This window comes from Bradyrhizobium sp. NBAIM03, from assembly GCF_020194055.1.
GTDB lineage: Bacteria > Pseudomonadota > Alphaproteobacteria > Rhizobiales > Xanthobacteraceae > Bradyrhizobium > Bradyrhizobium yuanmingense.
On the sequence record NZ_JADYVS010000006.1, the window covers coordinates 202,870 to 220,796 of the forward strand.

15 protein-coding genes are annotated in these 17,927 nt (G+C 62.4%); 7 read left to right on the forward strand and 8 right to left on the reverse strand.

Features of this window, described 5'->3' with window-relative positions; genetic code table 11:
* Positions 1-14 precede the first annotated feature (14 nt).
* The 3 genes from I6F21_RS11500 to frc all read left to right on the forward strand — a co-directional run bounded on the left by I6F21_RS11500 (position 15) and on the right by frc (position 3,858).
* Positions 15-710, forward strand: coding sequence for a GntR family transcriptional regulator (locus I6F21_RS11500; protein ID WP_157282741.1), 696 nt, complete (start codon positions 15-17; stop codon positions 708-710).
* A gap of 74 nt (positions 711-784) precedes the next feature.
* Positions 785-2,518 (forward strand): oxalyl-CoA decarboxylase, encoded by a 1,734-nt coding sequence (oxc, locus tag I6F21_RS11505; protein WP_225111776.1) that lies wholly within the window; start codon positions 785-787, stop codon positions 2,516-2,518.
* A gap of 62 nt (positions 2,519-2,580) precedes the next feature.
* Complete coding sequence (frc, locus tag I6F21_RS11510) at positions 2,581-3,858, forward strand: formyl-CoA transferase (RefSeq protein WP_036005670.1); 1,278 nt, start codon at positions 2,581-2,583, stop codon at positions 3,856-3,858.
* A 432-nt stretch (positions 3,859-4,290) separates the two neighbouring features.
* Here frc and I6F21_RS11515 read toward each other — a convergent pair whose 3' ends face one another.
* The 6 genes from I6F21_RS11515 to I6F21_RS11540 form a co-directional block, all read right to left on the reverse strand.
* Complete coding sequence (locus I6F21_RS11515) at positions 4,291-4,854, reverse strand: group 1 truncated hemoglobin (protein WP_225141313.1); 564 nt, start codon at positions 4,852-4,854, stop codon at positions 4,291-4,293.
* 204 nt (positions 4,855-5,058) lie between these two features.
* Positions 5,059-5,931, reverse strand: a complete 873-nt coding sequence (locus I6F21_RS11520; RefSeq protein ID WP_225141312.1) for an ABC transporter substrate-binding protein — start codon at positions 5,929-5,931, stop codon at positions 5,059-5,061.
* Positions 5,932-6,176: 245 nt separating this feature from the next.
* Complete coding sequence (locus I6F21_RS11525; RefSeq protein WP_050995893.1) at positions 6,177-6,563, reverse strand: hypothetical protein; 387 nt, start codon at positions 6,561-6,563, stop codon at positions 6,177-6,179.
* Between the two features lie 661 nt (positions 6,564-7,224).
* On the reverse strand, positions 7,225-7,947 hold the full coding sequence (locus I6F21_RS11530) for a hypothetical protein (protein WP_225128827.1): 723 nt from the start codon (positions 7,945-7,947) through the stop codon (positions 7,225-7,227).
* Between the two features lie 224 nt (positions 7,948-8,171).
* Positions 8,172-9,002 (reverse strand): outer membrane beta-barrel protein, encoded by an 831-nt coding sequence (locus I6F21_RS11535; RefSeq protein ID WP_225183147.1) that lies wholly within the window; start codon positions 9,000-9,002, stop codon positions 8,172-8,174.
* Between the two features lie 124 nt (positions 9,003-9,126).
* Positions 9,127-12,429: an outer membrane beta-barrel protein gene (locus tag I6F21_RS11540; protein WP_225152804.1), complete on the reverse strand. Its 3,303-nt coding sequence runs from the start codon at positions 12,427-12,429 to the stop codon at positions 9,127-9,129.
* A gap of 384 nt (positions 12,430-12,813) precedes the next feature.
* Between I6F21_RS11540 and I6F21_RS11545 the strand changes: the two genes are divergently transcribed.
* Together I6F21_RS11545 and I6F21_RS11550 are read left to right on the forward strand one after the other, a co-directional pair.
* A complete protein-coding gene (locus I6F21_RS11545; RefSeq protein WP_109144350.1) occupies positions 12,814-13,791 on the forward strand; it encodes an AraC family transcriptional regulator in 978 nt (325 codons plus the stop codon).
* Between the two features lie 283 nt (positions 13,792-14,074).
* Positions 14,075-14,761 carry a hypothetical protein gene (locus I6F21_RS11550; RefSeq protein WP_225111768.1) on the forward strand — a complete coding sequence of 229 codons (687 nt, stop codon included), beginning with the start codon at positions 14,075-14,077 and terminating at the stop codon, positions 14,759-14,761.
* A 109-nt stretch (positions 14,762-14,870) separates the two neighbouring features.
* On the opposite strand, the gene I6F21_RS11555 is transcribed toward I6F21_RS11550, so the two are convergent.
* The gene (locus I6F21_RS11555; RefSeq protein WP_036005707.1) at positions 14,871-15,116 is read right to left on the reverse strand and encodes a hypothetical protein; all 246 of its coding nucleotides are present in this window, start codon (positions 15,114-15,116) and stop codon (positions 14,871-14,873) included.
* A gap of 260 nt (positions 15,117-15,376) precedes the next feature.
* Here I6F21_RS11555 and I6F21_RS11560 point away from each other — a divergent pair, with 260 nt between their 5' ends.
* A complete protein-coding gene (locus I6F21_RS11560; protein ID WP_225111767.1) occupies positions 15,377-15,820 on the forward strand; it encodes an SRPBCC family protein in 444 nt (147 codons plus the stop codon).
* A gap of 156 nt (positions 15,821-15,976) precedes the next feature.
* A complete protein-coding gene (locus tag I6F21_RS11565; RefSeq protein ID WP_225111766.1) occupies positions 15,977-16,555 on the forward strand; it encodes a c-type cytochrome in 579 nt (192 codons plus the stop codon).
* A gap of 41 nt (positions 16,556-16,596) precedes the next feature.
* On the opposite strand, the gene I6F21_RS11570 is transcribed toward I6F21_RS11565, so the two are convergent.
* Entirely contained in the window at positions 16,597-17,922 is a 1,326-nt protein-coding gene (locus I6F21_RS11570; protein WP_225111765.1) for an Hsp70 family protein, read from the reverse strand.
* Positions 17,923-17,927: the final 5 nt, after the last annotated feature.

A 17,927-nucleotide genomic window follows, 5' to 3' on the forward strand; every position in this document is an offset into this window, starting at 1 on the left:
AGGCGTTGCCGAACATGGCCGAGGCAGACATCGCAATCGTTCGTATTGCCCCGGAGAGCAGCTTCAAGAACAAGGCGTATGACGCCTTAAAGGAAGCCATCCTCAAGATGGACATCTACTCGACGCCCGAGCCGGTGATGCTCGACGAGCGCGCATTGTCTGAGAGGCTTGGCGTCAGCCGCACGCCGATCCGCGAGGCCATCGCGATGCTGGAGCAGGACGGTTTCGTGAAGACCGTGCCCCGCCGCGGCATCATGGTGGTGCGCAGGACCAAGAGCGAGATCGTCGACATGATCCGCGCCTGGGCGGCGCTGGAGAGCATGGCCGCCCGCCTCATCACCACCACCGCGCGCAAGAAGGACATCACGGCGCTGCGCGACTATTTCAAGGATTTCGGCAAGGACCGACTGCCCGAGGATCACGTCGAGGAATATTCGCGCGCCAACATCGCCTTCCACCAGGCGCTGATCTCGCTGTCGGAATCCCCCGTGCTGGTCGATCTCACCAACGACCTGCTCTTGCACGTGCGCGGCTATCGCCAGTTGACCATCGGACGCAAGGACCGCACCGCGACGTCACTGCCCGAGCATCTCGGCATTATCGAAGCGCTGGAAGCGCGCGACACCGAGCTTGCCGAGAAGCGCGCCCGCGATCACACCCTCGGCCTTGCCGCTTACGTCGAAGCGCACGGCCAAGAACTGTTTACGTAACTGTTCACTTAAGCAACGTTCACCAGAAGGGCGAACAATTCGCCCCGCACCTTGAGACCAGGGAGACAAGGCCCATGCTGAATACCGCGACCAAGTCCGAAGCACCGGGCACCGAGCAGGAACTGACGGATGGCTTCCATCTCGTCATCGACGCGCTCAAGCTGAACGGCATCAACACCATCTATAATGTGCCGGGCATCCCGATCACGGATTTGGGCCGCATGGCGCAGGCCGCGGGTATTCGCGTGATCTCGTTCCGTCACGAGCAGAACGCCGGCTACGCCGCCGGCATCGCCGGCTATCTCACCAAGAAGCCCGGCGTCTGCCTCACGGTGTCGGCGCCCGGCTTCCTCAATGGTCTCACCGCCCTCGCCCACGCCACCACCAATTGCTATCCGATGATCCTGGTCTCCGGCTCTTCCGAGCGCGAGATCGTCGACCTCCAGCAGGGCGACTACGAGGAGATGGACCAGCTTGCGATCGCAAAGCCGCTGTGCAAGGCGGCCTATCGCGTGCTGCACGCCCAGGACATCGGCATCGGCTTCGCCCGCGCCATCCGCGCTGCGGTCTCAGGCCGTCCGGGCGGCGTCTATCTCGACCTGCCGGCAAAACTGTTCGGCCAAGTCATGAACGCCGAGGCCGGCCAGAAGTCGCTGGTCAAGGTGATAGACGCGGCGCCCGCGCAGATCCCCTCGCCCGCATCCGTGAAGCGCGCGCTCGACGTGCTCAAGAGCGCCAAGCGCCCCCTCATCATCCTCGGCAAGGGCGCGGCCTACGCGCAGGCCGATGAGGAGATCAAGAGCTTCGTCGAGAAGAGCGGCGTTCCGTTCCTGCCCATGAGCATGGCCAAGGGCCTGCTCCCCGACACCCATCCGCAATGCGCCGGCGCCGCCCGCTCGACGGTGCTGAAGGACTCCGACGTCGTCATGCTGATCGGCGCGCGGCTGAACTGGCTGCTGTCGCACGGCAAGGGCAAGAGCTGGGGCGAGGCGCCGAAGAAGTTCATCCAGGTCGACATCGAGCCGAAGGAGATGGATTCCAACGTCGAGATCGTCGCGCCCGTCGTCGGCGACATCGGCTCGGTCGTCTCCGCCTTCAACCAGGCGATGGGATCATCCTGGACCGCCCCGCCGGCCGAATGGACCAAGGCGGTCTCGTCCAAGCGCGAAGAGAACGTCGCCAAGATGGCGCCGAAGCTCATGAACAACAAATCGCCGATGGATTATCACGGCGCGCTCGGTGTGCTGAAGAACGTCATCAAGGACTATCCCGAGGCGATCCTCGTCAACGAAGGCGCCAACACACTCGACCTCGCCCGCGGCGTCATCGACATGTACAAGCCCCGCAAGCGTCTCGACGTCGGCACCTGGGGCGTGATGGGCATCGGCATGGGCCAGGCGATCGCGGCCGCGCTCGAGACCGGTCACCCCGTGCTGGCCGTGGAAGGCGACTCGGCGTTCGGCTTCTCCGGCATGGAGGTCGAGACCATCTGCCGCTACAATTTGCCGATCTGCGTCGTCATCTTCAACAATGACGGCATCTATCGCGGCACCGACGTCAACGGCGCCAACTCCGATCCGGCAACGACCGTGTTCGTCAAGGGCGCGCGCTACGACAAGATGATGGAAGCCTTCGGCGGCGTCGGCGTCAACGCGACCTCGCCGGACGAGCTGAAGCGTGCCGTCAACGACGCCATGAAGTCCGGTAAGCCGACGCTCATCAACGCCGTGATCGATCCGGCCGCCGGCTCGGAGAGCGGCCGCATCGGCAACCTCAATCCACAGAGCGTTCTGCAGAAGAAGAAGTAAGTCCACCCCTCAACCCTTATTCCCTGCCGGGTGCAGGGGCAGACAGAGTACGGAGCAATACGATGACCAAAGCGCTCGAGGGCGTTCGCATTCTCGACTTCACCCACGTCCAGTCAGGACCGACCTGCACGCAGCTGCTGGCCTGGTTCGGCGCCGACGTGATCAAGGTGGAACGCCCGGGCGTGGGTGACATCACCCGCGGCCAGCTGCAGGACATCCCGAACGTGGACAGCCTGTATTTCACCATGCTCAACCACAACAAGCGCTCGATCACGCTCGACACCAAAAACCCCAAGGGCAAGGAAGTCCTCACCGAGTTGATCAAGAAGTGCGACGTGCTGGTGGAGAATTTCGGCCCCGGCGTGCTCGACCGCATGGGCTTTCCTTGGGAGAAGATCCAGGCGATCAACCCGAAGATGATCGTCGCCTCGATCAAGGGTTTTGGCCCCGGACCGTATGAAGACTGCAAGGTCTATGAGAACGTCGCCCAGTGCACCGGCGGCGCCGCCTCCACCACCGGCTTCCGCGACGGCGTCCCGCTCGTCACCGGCGCGCAGATCGGCGATAGCGGCACCGGCCTGCACCTCGCGCTCGGCATCGTCACCGCGCTCTACCAGCGCACCCACAGCGGCAAGGGCCAGCGCGTCACTGCCGCGATGCAGGACGGCGTGCTCAACCTCTGCCGCGTCAAGCTGCGCGACCAGCAGCGCCTCGCCCACGGCCCGCTGAAGGAATACAGCCAGTTCGGCGAAGGCGTGCCGTTCGGCGACGCCGTGCCGCGCGCCGGCAACGATTCCGGCGGCGGCCAGCCCGGCCGCATCCTGAAGTGCAAGGGCTGGGAGACCGATCCCAACGCCTACATCTACTTCATCACCCAGGCCCCGGTCTGGGAGAAGATCTGCGATGTGATCGGCGAACCCACCTGGAAGACCGATCCGAACTACGCCAAGCCGGCGGCGCGCCTGCCGCGCCTCAACGAGATCTTCGCCCGCATCGAGCAGTGGACGATGACGAAGACAAAGTTCGAGGCGATGGAGATCCTCAACAAGGACGACATCCCGTGCGGCCCGATCCTGTCGATGAAGGAGATCGCGGAAGACCAGTCGCTGCGCGCCACCGGCACGGTGGTCGAGGTCGACCACCCCACCCGCGGCAAGTACGTCTCGGTCGGCAACCCGATCAAGCTGTCGGATAGCCCGGCAGACGTGACGCGATCGCCGCTGCTCGGCGAGCACACCGACGAGATCCTGCGCTCGGTGCTCGGCTTCAGCGATCACCAGGTCGCCGAGATCCACAAGTCGGGCGCGCTCGACCCGCCGCAGAAGCAGGCCGCGGAGTAAGCGGACCACATTTCACGAGACCAAAGGGGCCGTCCGAAGGGGCGGCCCCTTTTGCTTGTGAAGGCGTGCAATCGCAGGCTCAAAATCAAAACTGGAAAACAACCCCATGCACAGTAGCCATCCCGTTGGCACGCAACGATATTTCTGATTCGACGAAACACTTCTGACCCGTCGGGCAAAACAGGGGTATTATGCCATCGTGGCTATCATGCCGGGAGCGCACATCAGGCGCTGGCTGCTGCACATCGGAGCGGATCCCGACCACACGCTGTTCGCGGAAGGGGCTGCAGAGATCTGGAGTCCAAGGGCGCTTATCGGACGTCAGCCTGAGGGACGTCAGCATGGGCCACAACTGGACGGATCGCGGCGCGATCCAACGTGCCCGCCCAGCCGGAGCCAGTCGGTGCTAGCGAAGACCGGGAAGATCACCCTTCAGCCGCGCTTGCCGACCGTCGCAGACCCGGCGGTAACCTCGTCCTTGTGCGCGGCAAACGCAGCCAGCACCTCGGCTTTCTCGCGCTTAGGGAGCTTGGCAAAGTCGAGGCTCCGCCCGAGTTCCGCCGCGACCTCATCGAACTCTGCCGGCGATATTCTGAGATTGCGGTGCGCTTCCTCAAGTCCGAGCGGCGTCGCGCCAGGCTTGGTGGCCGCGAACTTAAGGGGCCCGCCCGAAACGTCGCAGACCCACAGCGTCCGCATGAACTTGAGGCCCGGCAACCTTGTCAGGTTCTTGGTGTGCCATTCTCGTAGTTGCGGATTCTTGGACTTCTGGCCCACGACGGGATTCTTCACGACAGCGTCGCTGAAGTGATCCACCACGGCCGCAATAGCAAAAACGCCGCCCAGCCGCTCATACAGACTTTTCTCAGGCGAGGTTTGCTGGGCCTGCGCGTATGCCTTACTCGCTCCCTGCAATGCAGTCGTCGGGGCGGCGGTCAGCGCCATTCCTGCGACCATGCTTCGTCGTGTGATGGAAGTCGGAATAAATTGTACCATGGTCACCTCCTCTGGTGAGGCAACAGGATAATCCGTTGGGAGCATGCCGCCGGTCAGAATTCGTCACTTTCTTCCGGCATTAAATTTTAGGTCGATGGATTAAGATGGAAGCGTCGGGGTTACACGCTAAGAACGATTCACCGCACATTGGCGCGTATGGCCGCTCGGGACGTCTGCGATGGGCCACAAGCGGAAGTCGGCTCTCTATTCGATAATTTCATCGGCGCGGGCTAGGAGGCTTTCGGGTAATTCCAAGCCGAGCACTCTCGCGGTGTTGATGATGAATTCGAATTCGGTCGGAGCTTGCACTGGCAGGTCTGCCGGATTGGCGCCGCGCAAAATTCGATCAACGTAGGATGCCGCGCCTGCATATATTTTATTGAGGTTTACTCCATACGAAACAAGACCCCCTACATCGCAGAATAGTCGTAGGAAGTAGATCGCGGGCAACCTGCACTTAGCAACAAGCGCGGTCATTTCCTTCCGTCGTGCGGCAGTCAGTGCGTCAGGTAGAAAAACAAGACCAGCGTTCCGCGTGTCTTGGAGAGATACGATTAGCCGTTCGATGCTGGAGCTATCGCCGTGGGGCGTCTCCACCGAAACCACTCCGGAGGTTTGTGCGGCGGCCTTTATCGAAGCGAGAAACGCAGCAGAGTTATTCCCTGGTTCTGGGTTGTAGATCGCGCCGATCCGCTCAATCTGCGGCGCGATTTCCTTCAGCAGGGAGACCCACTTACCCCCGAGAGATGGTACAAAGGCAGTGAAGCCGGTAACATTACGACCGGGCCGCGCGAAAGTCTCGACATAGCGCATTCCAATCGGATCGCTGACCATCGCGAATACGGTCGGGATGTTAGACCCCTCAGCTTGCAGTGACGCCATCGACGGGTTGGTAACCGCGAACAAGACATCAGGCTTCAACGAGATCAATTCGCGCGCGCACTTGCGGCTCTCCTCAGTATCGCCATCGCTTATGCAATAGTCTATGAGCAGGTTCTGACCCAACAGCCATCCTTTCTCCTTCAATACTCTTTCGAGAATTGGCCTGCTTAGAGGGCTAGCTAGGAGCGCACCCACGCGGCGGACTTGGGCCTGAGCCCCGCAGTATATGGGAGGATTGCTACGGCACCGCTGAAGGCTATGAATTCCCGCCGTCGCATGCGTCGCTCCCCTCTAGGGATCACGCCTGTGGGAAGATCAGCTTAGCACTTTTTTCGTGAGACTATACCGGGTGCAATGACTGCTTCGGGTCAAAAGCTGCTGTCGAACACGAAGCCGCAATAGGTCTGCCAAGGGCCAGAAGCGGAAGAAGTACAGCCGAACTAATCAGGTATTCCCCAGGTGGCACGCACAAATAAACGGGCCGGCGGCAGCACGGAGGCGAGGTCAACTGGGGCGCGGTCCGGCTTAATTGCAATCAGATCGTAGCTCGCACCATGGTCGCTCGTCGTGTCCCTTAGCATTACACCGTCCGCGGTGTCTCGCGTCAGGGTCGCCGGTGCGGGATCAACGATGACGGCGGCGCGAATGCGCGCGTCCTGTATCGGCTCGGGCGGCGTCTCGCCGTTGTGAAGCTGTGCGCACATGCCGGTCGTCTCCTTGCAGAGGCTGGCGACCCTGGCGAAATCCGGCTTGATCCCCATCAGCACGAGGCCGGTCGCCCCGCCGAGCGAGAAACCGACAAAGCCGACCCTTGCAGGATCGATCACGGCCCTGTCCTTCGCATTGACTGGTGCCGGCCTGCGCGCACGCCTCGTCCTTCGAGACGGCGCTCACGCGCCTCCTCAGGATGAGGTTCATCGGCGTCCGTGCTCGTTGGCTATCTCGACCGGCTCAATGCGCCGACACCCTGGTCGACAAAGATGATGCCGCATCATCTCTGCATGCTGCGCAGCCAGTGCCGGATCGCCGCGAGCTTTGGCGGCGGCATCGCAGGCTCGCGAGGCGCAAGGACGTCAGCGACGAGCCCATAGGCGATTTTCACTCGCCGTCACTCCTCTCAGGGGAGCTGATGCATTCCCTTCAGCCTGACGTTCATTGCTCTCCGGCTCCCCGGCGCTCCCCCTCGATGGCGTCCCGTTTCGAATTTCGGAAGTGATCTATGCCATAGTGGATCGTCAGTCCGACAATCCACCCGATAAAGGTGCCTAAGTGGGTCGTGTGGCCGAACAGCTTCTCCTCAATCCAGGCGCCCCCCCAGATTGAGACGAGTATTAAGATCAGCGTCCATAGAGTAGTGCTCGTTTTTTCTTTGAGTGCACTTCTCGCCTCCCTTGCAGGGCTCAGTGCTATTGACGCGGACGGACCAACTCCGAGCGAAACCGATCTTCTAGCGTCGCCCGGCAACTGCGCCCTCGGCTTTCGCGCTCCCTAAGCAGCGCAGATCAATTTCAGATCAGCTTCGAACCTGATGCTGCGCTTGCCCGCAAGCGCCGTGCCCTCGAGGAAACCGCCCTCGGCATCGCACGTCCCGGAAAAACCAATTCCAATCTCGTGTCCGCCGAATACCGGGTCTTCCCCTCGCGCCGGCGTATGCTCTTGATTGACCATCTGCCCTCTCCATCGACCGCTGGAGGAGGAATATGACCCCAGATAGTAGAAGAAGGCATCGCCACCCAGGATACGGCCGTTGTTCAATAGCATCACTCCAGTCAGGCCGCCGGGGACGCCGTCCAAGATTTTGAGATGGATGGAGTACAATCCGTTGGAAATGCCACCTTCACCAATCATCCCGGGCGCCGGAAGGTCGCTTTCATCCAGCGGGGTCATGATGGATCGAAAGACGGCACCCGGCACCTGCGGGGAACTGCCCTCGAAGTGAAACGCCTTGCCAACGGCTCTTCCAACGACGGAAATTGACGAGACATCGGAACCCAGCAAAGACTGATGATCAGCGCCAAAATTGTGTCGTCGGCTGGTCACATCGACACGGATTGAGTCCCCCTCGACATGGTAATTCCCGATATGAGCAAACCCTGAATTGCCGCCCAGCAACTTGCCCCGGCGCACATACGTGACGCTCCGGCCAACCATTTGATTGATCGAGAATTCACTTTTGAAGAGGCCGTCGAAAGTGCTTGATAACTCGTTCATCCGGCACCACCGATTGACTCGGACTCCTCTTTTGCTCAGCGGCTAGTCTCGGAAGACCGAGAGTACCGTTCGATTATTTCGACATCGGGGTCGATGACGCCCTCGCGATAGCCGAACAAGTTGACGTCTGAGTTCGGGGCAGAGCAGACTTGCTCTGCCCTGCCCGTGGTTCGCTACTGGCCGCGCCTGCGTTACCACCACTAAGCACCACAAAATCCATTCAGTCAAAACCGATAATTGATGCCGCCCTTGGCCGTATGAAGCTGAACCTCGGTGTCCGTGAAGGACGCGCCGGGGAATGCAAGAGCATTGCCGTTCGACTTTCCGAGATTGATGTAGATGTACTCGGCCTTGAACGTCCAGCGCGGATCGAATGCCCATTCAAGACCGCCACCCGCGGAGAACCCCACCTGGACCTCCGACGAGGAAGCGCTTCGCGTCAGGGCCGGGAAGAAGCCATTGAAGTTGGCAATGTTCGGCGTGGCGAGATTGGAGGTGAAGATGCTGTTCTTGACGTGGCCCCAGGCGAAGCCACCGGTACCGTAGATCAGCAGGTTGTTCGCGGCATAGCCGATGCGTCCGCGAACCGTGCCGAAGACATCGATTTCCTGCTTGAGATTGAATACGCCGGTGAAGGCGCCATTGTCGCCGCCGATCGTTCCGGTGACGCTGAAGGGGCGGCTCGCCGTCTCCTTGATGGCTGCGCCGCTGACATCCGCTTCCAGACCGTACACGAAGGTGCCGGACTGCCAGTTATAGCCGATTTGGCCGCCGCCGAATCCGCCCTTGGGGCTCACATCCAGGGTGAACGGCCCAGTGCCACCCGTGACGACATAGCCGGGCACCGTCCCGGTTGCGAGCGCGCCGGGATCGAAGGTCGCCGTCGGATCGCTCCAGCCATAACCGCCATGCACGCCGGCGTAAAAACCGGTCCAGCTGAATGCGACCGGCGCGGGCGGCGCCTTGGTGTAAGCCCTGCCGAGATCGGCCGCGGAGGCGGCGTGGGAGAGACAGAGAGCCGAGATCAGGAGAGTACCGGAGACAATGGATTTCATGACTTCCCTCAAATTGCGCCGAGAGGCGGCGCACCCATGGAACGATTCAGTAGCGGCTTTTCGCCTGCCTATTTCACAGAGGTGATCGCAACCACCATCTGCATGCGCGTTTGCCACCGTGCACCTAGTCGCAATAGCAGAAGCCATAGACGGCACCGATCTTCGCAATGTGAATATCCGCACTGGTCTTTCGCGACGTGGTGTCTGCGTTCGACCTGAAAATGGTCGTGGTGCCCAGGGTCTGCGTGCTCGAGCTGGTCCGTGTCTCGTTGCGGTCGATGTCGAAGTGCATGTAGCGATATTCGCCGCGCAATGACCATCGCTGCGTCAGCTTGAACTCGCCGCCCGCGCCGGCCGTATAACCCGCCACCCACTTGCCGTTGGGCCCTTCGAAATTGCCGGGATCGGGAAAAGTGAAATGGCCCAGCGCCAGGCCGCCGAGACCGTAAAGCATCAAGTTCGGGGTCACGAGATAGCCGGCCCGGCCGATCACGCCGACGTTCGAGCGCAATTGCTCGCTGGCCTGCATCGCCACCTGATTGACACCTGTCGTCACGACACCGTTGGAAACTTGCCGGGTATTCCTCGTTTGCTCGCCGACCGTCTTGAACGCGACATCGGAGAACAGCGTGCCTTCGATCTGACCGCCGGCCACGACATTGCCGGCTCGCCAATTGTAGCCTGCGAACAGGTCGACCATCGAGCCCATCGTGTCGCCGACGGCATTGCCGCGGGTCGTCGTGCTGACGACGCCATTCGTCGTTAGCACGGCGCCATTGAAATTCTGCTGCGCGGAGTCGGCCGTCGAGGCGAGGTTCTGTCGGGCGCGGCCTGCGCCGGCAGCGAAATAGGCGCCGAGATAGGGGCCCGCCCAGTGGTCGCTGGGCGCGCCAGGCATCGCGGCCATGGCCGAACGCGGTCCGCCTTCACCGAACCGGTAGACCATGCCGATCTTCCCGGTGTGGAAATCGGCATTGATCTGACGATGGGTGCTGTCGGTGGACACAGAGGTCCTGGAGGATCCGGTCGATTGCGAGTTCGATGCGAATTTGCTGGATTCGTCGCGGTCGAAGCCGTAATGCGCATAGCGATACTCGCCACGCAGCGACCAATTGCCTGTCAGCTTCACTTCGCCGCCGGCGCCCAATGTGTAGCCGGCCACCCACTTGCCGCTGGAATCGCCGCGGCTGAAGTCCCCGTCTGCGTTAGTGAAATGCCCCAGCGCCAGACCCCCGAGGCCGTAGAGCAGCACGTTCGGTGTCACCAGATAACCGGCCCGGCCGATCACGCCGACATTCGAACGCAGCTGCTGCGGAGCCTGGCTCGCGGCGGTTTGCGAGCCCGAGAACCGCGAGGTGACAGCTCCGTTCGAGGTGTCGACTGAGGTGAATGTCTGAGGACCGATGGTGTTGAACGTAACGTCGGAGAACACCGAGCCTTCGATCTGCCCGCCGGCCACGACATTGCCGGCGCGCCAATTGTAGCCCGCGAAAAGATCGACCATCGAGCCCGTCACGTCCCCGACGGGACGGCCGCGCGCCGATTCAGTGCTGGTGGAGGTCGTGGTCCCGACGCTGGTGGTCGTGCTGGTCCTGCTGTTGTTCGTTGCGATGGTTTCCGCCGCACGTCCGGCACCGGCACCAAAATAGGCACCGATATAGGGTCCCGCCCAGCCGTCGCTCCAGGCCGGGCCCGGCGGTGCCGCCATCGCCGACCGCGCGCCTGACGCGCCGAATTGGTAAACCAGTCCAACCTTGCCGACGTGGAAATCGGCATCGATATGCCGCCGGTGGACGGTGCTGTTGGTGGACGTGTTGGTGCCGCCGCCCGATACGGACGTCGACGAGTTGCCTGACGGCTCGTTACGGTCATATCCGAAATGCATGTAGCGGTATTCGCCGCGCAGCGACCAGCTGTCCGTCAGCTTGACCTCGCCGCCCGCGCCCGCGACATAACCGGCCACCCATTTGCCGTTCTTGTCGCTGACCTGCGCTTCCGGGTCGGGATAATTGTCGGGATAGGTCAGGTGCCCCAGCGCCAGGCCTCCGAGGCCGTACAGCAGCACATTCGGTGTCACCAGATAACCGGCCCGGCCGATCACGCCGACGTTCGAGCGCAATTGCTGCCGGTCCTCGATGCTGTTCGTCCCCGATTCTGTCGAGGTGACGACGCCGTTGTCGCTCGACACCGAGCTGTATGCCTCGTTGCCGACCATCCTTGTGGTGACGTCGCTGAACAGGGTGCCTTCGATCTGCCCGCCGACCACGACATTGCCGGTTCGCCAATTGTAGCCCGCGAACAGATCGACCATCGAACCGGTCATGTCGCCGGCGAGATTGCCGAATCCTGATCGCGTGAACGCCGACGACCCGCCGAGACTGCTGGCATTGCCTTCGTCGTCGATTCTCGTGGAGGTCTGCCTTGCCCGTCCGGCGCCGGCGCTGACGTAAGCACCGATATAGGGGCCGGCCCAGCTGTCACCCCAGGCGCCTGCGAATGAAGACCCGCGTGCTGCCGAAGGTATCGCCGCCATTGCGGACAGCGGCCCGGAATCACCGAATTGGTAGACCAGACCGATCTTGGCCAGGTGGAAATCAGCATTTATGCGTGACGAAAAGGATTGACTGCTAGTCGAGACGGACGTGGTTGCGCCCGTCGCCGAGTTGGCCGTTGAGCTGGCGGCTGCGCTCCGGTTGAAGCCAAAGTTCAGATACCGATACTCGCCGCGCAGCGACCAATTGCCGGTCAGCTTCAGCTCGCCGCCGGCGCCGACCGTGTAGCCGGCCACCCATTTGTTGTTGTCACCGCCGAAAGGATCGGCGCCGTCGGCAAAGGTAAAGTGACCGAGCTCGAGGCCGCCGAGGCCATACAGCAGCAGATCCGGACGCGCGAGAAAACCGACCCGGCCGATCAGCCCGACCCGCGAGCGCAGCTGCTGGTTGCTCTGCACGATCGCCGTGCGGGCACCCGTCGAGGTCACCGCCCCGAGCAGCACGTTGGTGCTGACGCTGTTGAGCGTCTCGTTGCCGAACGGCTTCAACGCGACATCGGAAAAGACCGTGCCTTCGACCTGTCCGCCCGCCACGATACTCCCGGCCTGCCAATTATACCCCGCGAACAGGTCGACCATCGAACCGGTCACATCGCCCGCAAGATTGCTCGCAGTCGTTCCGGCCAGGGTCGAGCTCGACGTCACAACACCGGCGTTTGTCGAGACAGAACTGTTACCGAAACGGCCCGTCGAGGATTCCGTCACACGTCCGGCACCCGCGCCGAAATAGGCGCCGATATAAGGCCCGGCCCAGCTATCCACCCAAGCGGGTCGGGGTGGCGCCTTCACAGAGAGGTCGGCGGCCAGAGCTCCTGCAGAAACCATGATCGAGGCGCCAGCCAATGAAGCGCCCGTCAGTGATGTCAGCTTTTTCACTCCACCCCCCAATTCCAATTCCAAAGCAGGCGCTCCAAAACCACAGGAACGCGCCCCGTCAAAAGGCGTAGCGCACCACGCCCTTGCCGCCGTCGTTTGATGGCTAAGTTACTGACACGTCATGGCCATCGGCTTCTTGTCCTGGCCTGCACCCGAGTTGAACGATTCCGCATCGTCTGCCCTTTTCGGAATCCATGTTGCTCGGTGGATACATTCGCCCGTTCAAAGCATGACGAAGTTTGACAGCGACGTGCTCGACTTAGACTGGCGCGCGCAGCCAATTGGTTCTCGCAGAGAATGCGGCGCTTTACCGCACACGTAGCGCTTGCGCCGCGATAAACTCTGCGGCGGTATCAAGTTACACCTGAACTTTGCCGTGCAACGATGTCCAAGGTCGTATTCGCTTCGGATCAGCTTCCCGCGCATCTTGACGAAGGTGCGCGCCAGCGGCTGTGGCTCGACCTGTTCACCGACCATTTGTGCGCGGCGGACATTTCGTTCTTTCCCGATGCGCCGTTTTACTCGCGGTCCGAATTCCTGAAACTCGGCGATATCGCGGTCACCCAGCTTGAGGCTAATATTCAGACGGCAGTTCGTACCCAGCGTCACGTCGAAGCCGATACCCGCGGCGACTACATCATCGGCACCACGTTCAACGGTGTGAGTACGCTGATCAGGCAGGAAGGCCGCGAAGCCATTCGCGGCGCGGGGGAGGCGATGCTCTATACCAACGCCGCGCCGATCGCGTCGCAACTTGATGGGCCGATCGCCTTTCGCGGCATCACGGTGCCGCGCGCGCTGCTGGCCGAGCGGCTGCCGAATTTCGAGGACCTTGCCTTGACGCCGTTGGCTGCATCGCCGGCCTTGCGTCACCTGGAGCGCTATCTCGCCATCGTCATCGACTCCGACATCGATGCCGACCTCGTGCTGAAGGAGAACATCGGCACGCATCTCATCGATCTGGTCGCGCTGGCCCTCGGCGCCCGCGGCGATTCAGCCGAGCTTGCGACGCGGCGCGGGTTGCGTGCCGCGCGGCTGCAGGACGTGATCGCAGATATCAGGGGGCGTTTCGCTGATCCGTCGTTTTCGCCGAGCGAACTTGCACGCAAGTTAGGGCTTTCGCCGCGTTACGTCCAGGAACTGCTGCAGGAGACCGGATCGAGCTTTACCGAACGTGTCACCGAGCTGCGGTTGCAGAAGGCACGGAAGATGCTGCTCGATTCCCGCTACAACCGATCGAAGATCAGCGATATCGCCTATGCCTGCGGATTCAACGAGGTGTCCTACTTCAACCGCTGTTTCCGCCGCCGCTTCGGAACTTCGCCGAGGCATTATCGCCGCGATGTCGGCGAGCCGATGTGATCGGACGCGCAGTCCGGCGCTCGGCTGGCTCGCGTCCACCACGCACCATGATCGCCTCCGATCGTGTCGTGGCTGCGGCTTGCCAGGCGGAGACACCTTGCCGCCGCTGTTGGTGTTGAGGCAAAGTGTCCGCAAGAAAGTCAGGGCTATCGCATATGACTAGTGGCGGCCTGCGCGCACTCAGCCCTCATCCTGAGAGCCCGCCTAAAGCGGGCATCTCGAAGGATGGCCGCAAGGAGAAGCTTTCAAATGCGATAGCCCCGCGCAAGGCAGGGAGGTCAGCATGTCACTGCTCGGCAAGGCCGCCGTCGCGATGTGGTGGAGTGTCCGCCCGGAGCAGCGCAGCGAGTTCGGTGACTGGCATTCGCACGAGCACTTTCCCGAGCGGATGAGCATTCCCGGCTTTCGCCGGGGTTCGCGCTGGACCAGCGCGACGGATGCCGAGGGCTTCTTCGTGCTCTACGAGCTCGAGCACTACGGCGTTCTCACGTCGAAGGGATATCTCGACCGGCTCAATGCGCCGACGCCGTGGTCGACGAAGATGATGCCACATCATCTCGGCATGGTGCGCAGCCAGTGCCGGATCGCCGCGAGCTTTGGCGGCGGCATCGCAGGCGCGCTCGCCACCATCAGGCTGTCGCCGCTCAACGGACGGGCCGCCGAGCTACAGGCCCACCTTCTCGATACGCTTGGCGCTCTCGCCTCCAAGCCGGGGCTGACGGGCGCCCACCTCCTCCTGACCGATACGCCCAAGACGAGTTCGCCCACCACTGAACAGCAAATCCGCGGCAATGACGGTGCCGCCGACTGGATCATTCTGGTGTCAGGTTACGATATCGATGCGGTTGACGCTGTCATCGCCGGACAGCTCTCGCCGCCATCGCTTCAAAGAGCGGGCGCGCAGGATGGTCCGACGCCAGGTCGTTACAGATTGGCGTTCACAATGACACCGAATGACGTTGGGGCCTAGGCCGAGCCGATCAAAGAGCGCGCCGCTGCTCCGCAAAGAACTTCCTTGCCGCGGCTTGAAGTTTGCGCCCATCGTTTGGTCGTAGACCGACAATGAGCGCCTCCTGAACTCATTTGGGCGTCGAGCTCTTCTTGGAGGATTGTCCGCCAGGGGTGCTGCTGCCCGAGCCGTCCGTGGTGCCGGTCGACGAGGTCCCGGTCGTCATGCCGCCTTTGGTTTTGTCATTGTTCTTCGTGGTGTCGCTTGTTCCGCCCACCCCGGATTGCGCGCCTCCCTGTTGCTGACTGGGTTGCGCCATTGCGGTGGATCCCATCATCGAGGCGATCACTGCGCCCAGCATGAGCTTCTTGATCATCTGACTGTCTCCTGTTCTGATCGCGAACAACAAGCCGATACGCTCCGTGTTCCTCACGTGCGCGGTTAAACCAGGAGAGAGCTTCTGCGCTCTGCGGTCCCTGCGCAGGCAGGGTTCTCGCATATGAGGGGTTCGCGGTCCCGGCACCCGCGACAAAAAATCCGCAAAGTCCTGTCGGATCAGCGACGTCCCGGTCGTCCTCGTGACATGAATGGGCCATAGAGGCCAGCTCGGGCCCATCAACACTGAGGATAACAACCATGCCCAATACCGTCCGCCTGCACCGCGTTCTCGCCACCAGCCCGGAGAAAGTCTATCGCGCCTTCCTGGAAGCCGACGCGATGGCGAAATGGCTTCCGCCGAACGGCTTTACCTGCACCGTGCAACATTTCGAGCCCAAGGTCGGCGGCACGTTCAAGATGTCGTTCCGGAACTTCACGACGGGCAACAGCCATTCGTTCGGCGGCGAATATCTCGAGCTCGTGCCGGGCGAACGTCTCCGCTACACCGACAGATTCGACGACCCCAACCTGCCCGGCGAAATCCAGGTGACCGTGATCCTGAAGAAAGTCTCGGTCGGCACCGAGATCGACATCACGCAGGCCGGTATCCCCGACGTCATTCCACCGGAGGCGTGCTATCTCGGCTGGCAGGAATCGCTGCGTAATCTGGCCAGGCTCGTCGAGCCGGAGATCAATGAATAGCGGTCAGTATGGTAGGGTGGGCCAAGCGACTTGTCCGCCGTAGCTCGACGAGCGAAGGCGGAAGCGTGCCCACCACCAACGGTCTCTCAACCTCGCAAAGATGGTGGGCACGGCGCGCGAAGAGCGCGCCTTTGCCCACCCAACGGCACTTGCCAGATGGCGCGCACGGCGGAGCGCGCCTTTGCCCACGCGGCGGCACTGGTGTGCAGTCTTGATATGCATCAAGCCGTCAAGACGGCGAAGCGGCTAGGAGCAGACGTCTTCCCTGCGCGCGTCGGAGGCGAAATGATGCGATCTGCTGTCGAATGGTTGATCATTGCCGGTCTTGCCGCCGGTTTCGCCACCGCCGCCAAGGGCGAAGACGTCGATATCGGCAAGGCGGAATTTCAGTCTTCGTGCGCGAGCTGTCATGGCACTGACGCGAGGGGCAACGGACCCGTCGGCAGCCAGCTCAAGACCCGGCCTTCCGACTTGACCGTGCTGACCAAGAACAACAACGGGGTGTTTCCCACCAACGCCGTCTACGAAACCCTGTATGGGTCGAAATCGGTCCCGGCGCACGGCACCCGTGAAATGCCGATCTGGGGCGAGCGGTTCAACCCCATCGTCAACCTGCCTCACGCCGTGGATTCCTATTACTGGCAAAAGGCAGGGCCGCAGCAGAACCCGGAGGTCGTCGTGCGGACTCGGATTCTCGCCGTGATCGACTACCTGAACCGAATTCAGCAGAAATAGCGATCGAACAGCGTCGCCGCACAGACGCCGAACGCCGCCTGCTATGCCTTCGCGGCAGGTGCACCGCCTGCCGTCCAGCGCTCGGGATCCGGACTGTGCCCGATCAGCGCCAGGCCATAGGCGATCGACTCGAACTGGTCGCCGGACATCAGGCGCTCGTTGCCGAAGCGGTCGGCGAACAATTTTCGGACCGCAGGCACAAACGAGGTGCCGCCGGTCAGAAACACCTTCTCCACCTCGCGCGAGGCGATGCGGGCCTCGGCCAGCACCTTGTCGACGGTGGCACCTAACCGGGCGATGTCGTCGGCAATCCAGGCTTCGAATTTCTTCCGCGTGATGGCCGCGCCGATGTCGACGCCGCCGCCCCTAAAGCGGAAGTCCACCTCGTCCTGCGCCGAGAGCGCCACCTTGGCGTCGGACACCGCGCGGTAAAGCGCAAAGCCGAGGTCGAGATCGACGATAGTGATGAAGTCCTCGAGCAGCTCGGGCTTCAGCGCGGTGCGCGCGAGCTCGCGGAGCTCGCGCAGATCGCCGTTGCTCTTCATCATCGCGAGCTGATGCCAGCGCGCCAGGTTCGTGTAGTGCCCGGTCGGGACCGGCAGCACCTTGTCGAACGAGCGGAAGCTGGAGCCCTTGCCGAGCCGCGGCGACACGATGTGGTCGACGATGCGATAGTCGAAGGTGTCGCCGGCAACGCCGATGCCGGCATGGCCGAGCGGCTCGGCGCGAAGAACGCCGCCCGTACGCGAGAAACGCATCACGGAAAAGTCGCTGGTGCCGCCGCCGAAATCGGCCACCAGCACGGTGGCATCGCGCTCCAGCCTGCGGGCAAACGAGAATGCCGCGCCCACGGGCTCGTAGACATAGCGCGCGTGGCCGGCGCCCAAGCGCTCGAACGCGGCGCGGTAGCGCTGCATCGCCAGCGCCTCGTCGGGATTGCCGCCGGCAAAGCGCACAGGGCGACCGACCGTGATGTTCGCCGCCTCGAAGCCGAACTTGTCCCCGCCATGGCGCGCCAGCGTGCGCAGGAACGCCGCCAGGATGTCCTCGAATTTGTAGCGCTGCCGGAAGACTTGCGTGGTGTTGAAGCTCGAGCTCGCTGCGAAGGTCTTGAACGATTGCAGGAAACGGTAGACGTGGCGTCCTTCGAGAAACTGCTCGATCGCCCATGGCCCGCCCTCCGCCTGGGCACCGGCGCCCGGCCGGTCCTCCCAGAAGCACAGCGCCGACACGTAGACGCTGTGACGCTGCCCGCCATGGTCGAAGCGAATGGCTTCGACCCGTCGGTCGTCCGCCGCCAGCGCAACGACCGTGTTGCTGGTGCCAAAATCGATGCCGATCGAGACGGCGGGCGAGGCGCTCGACATGAACC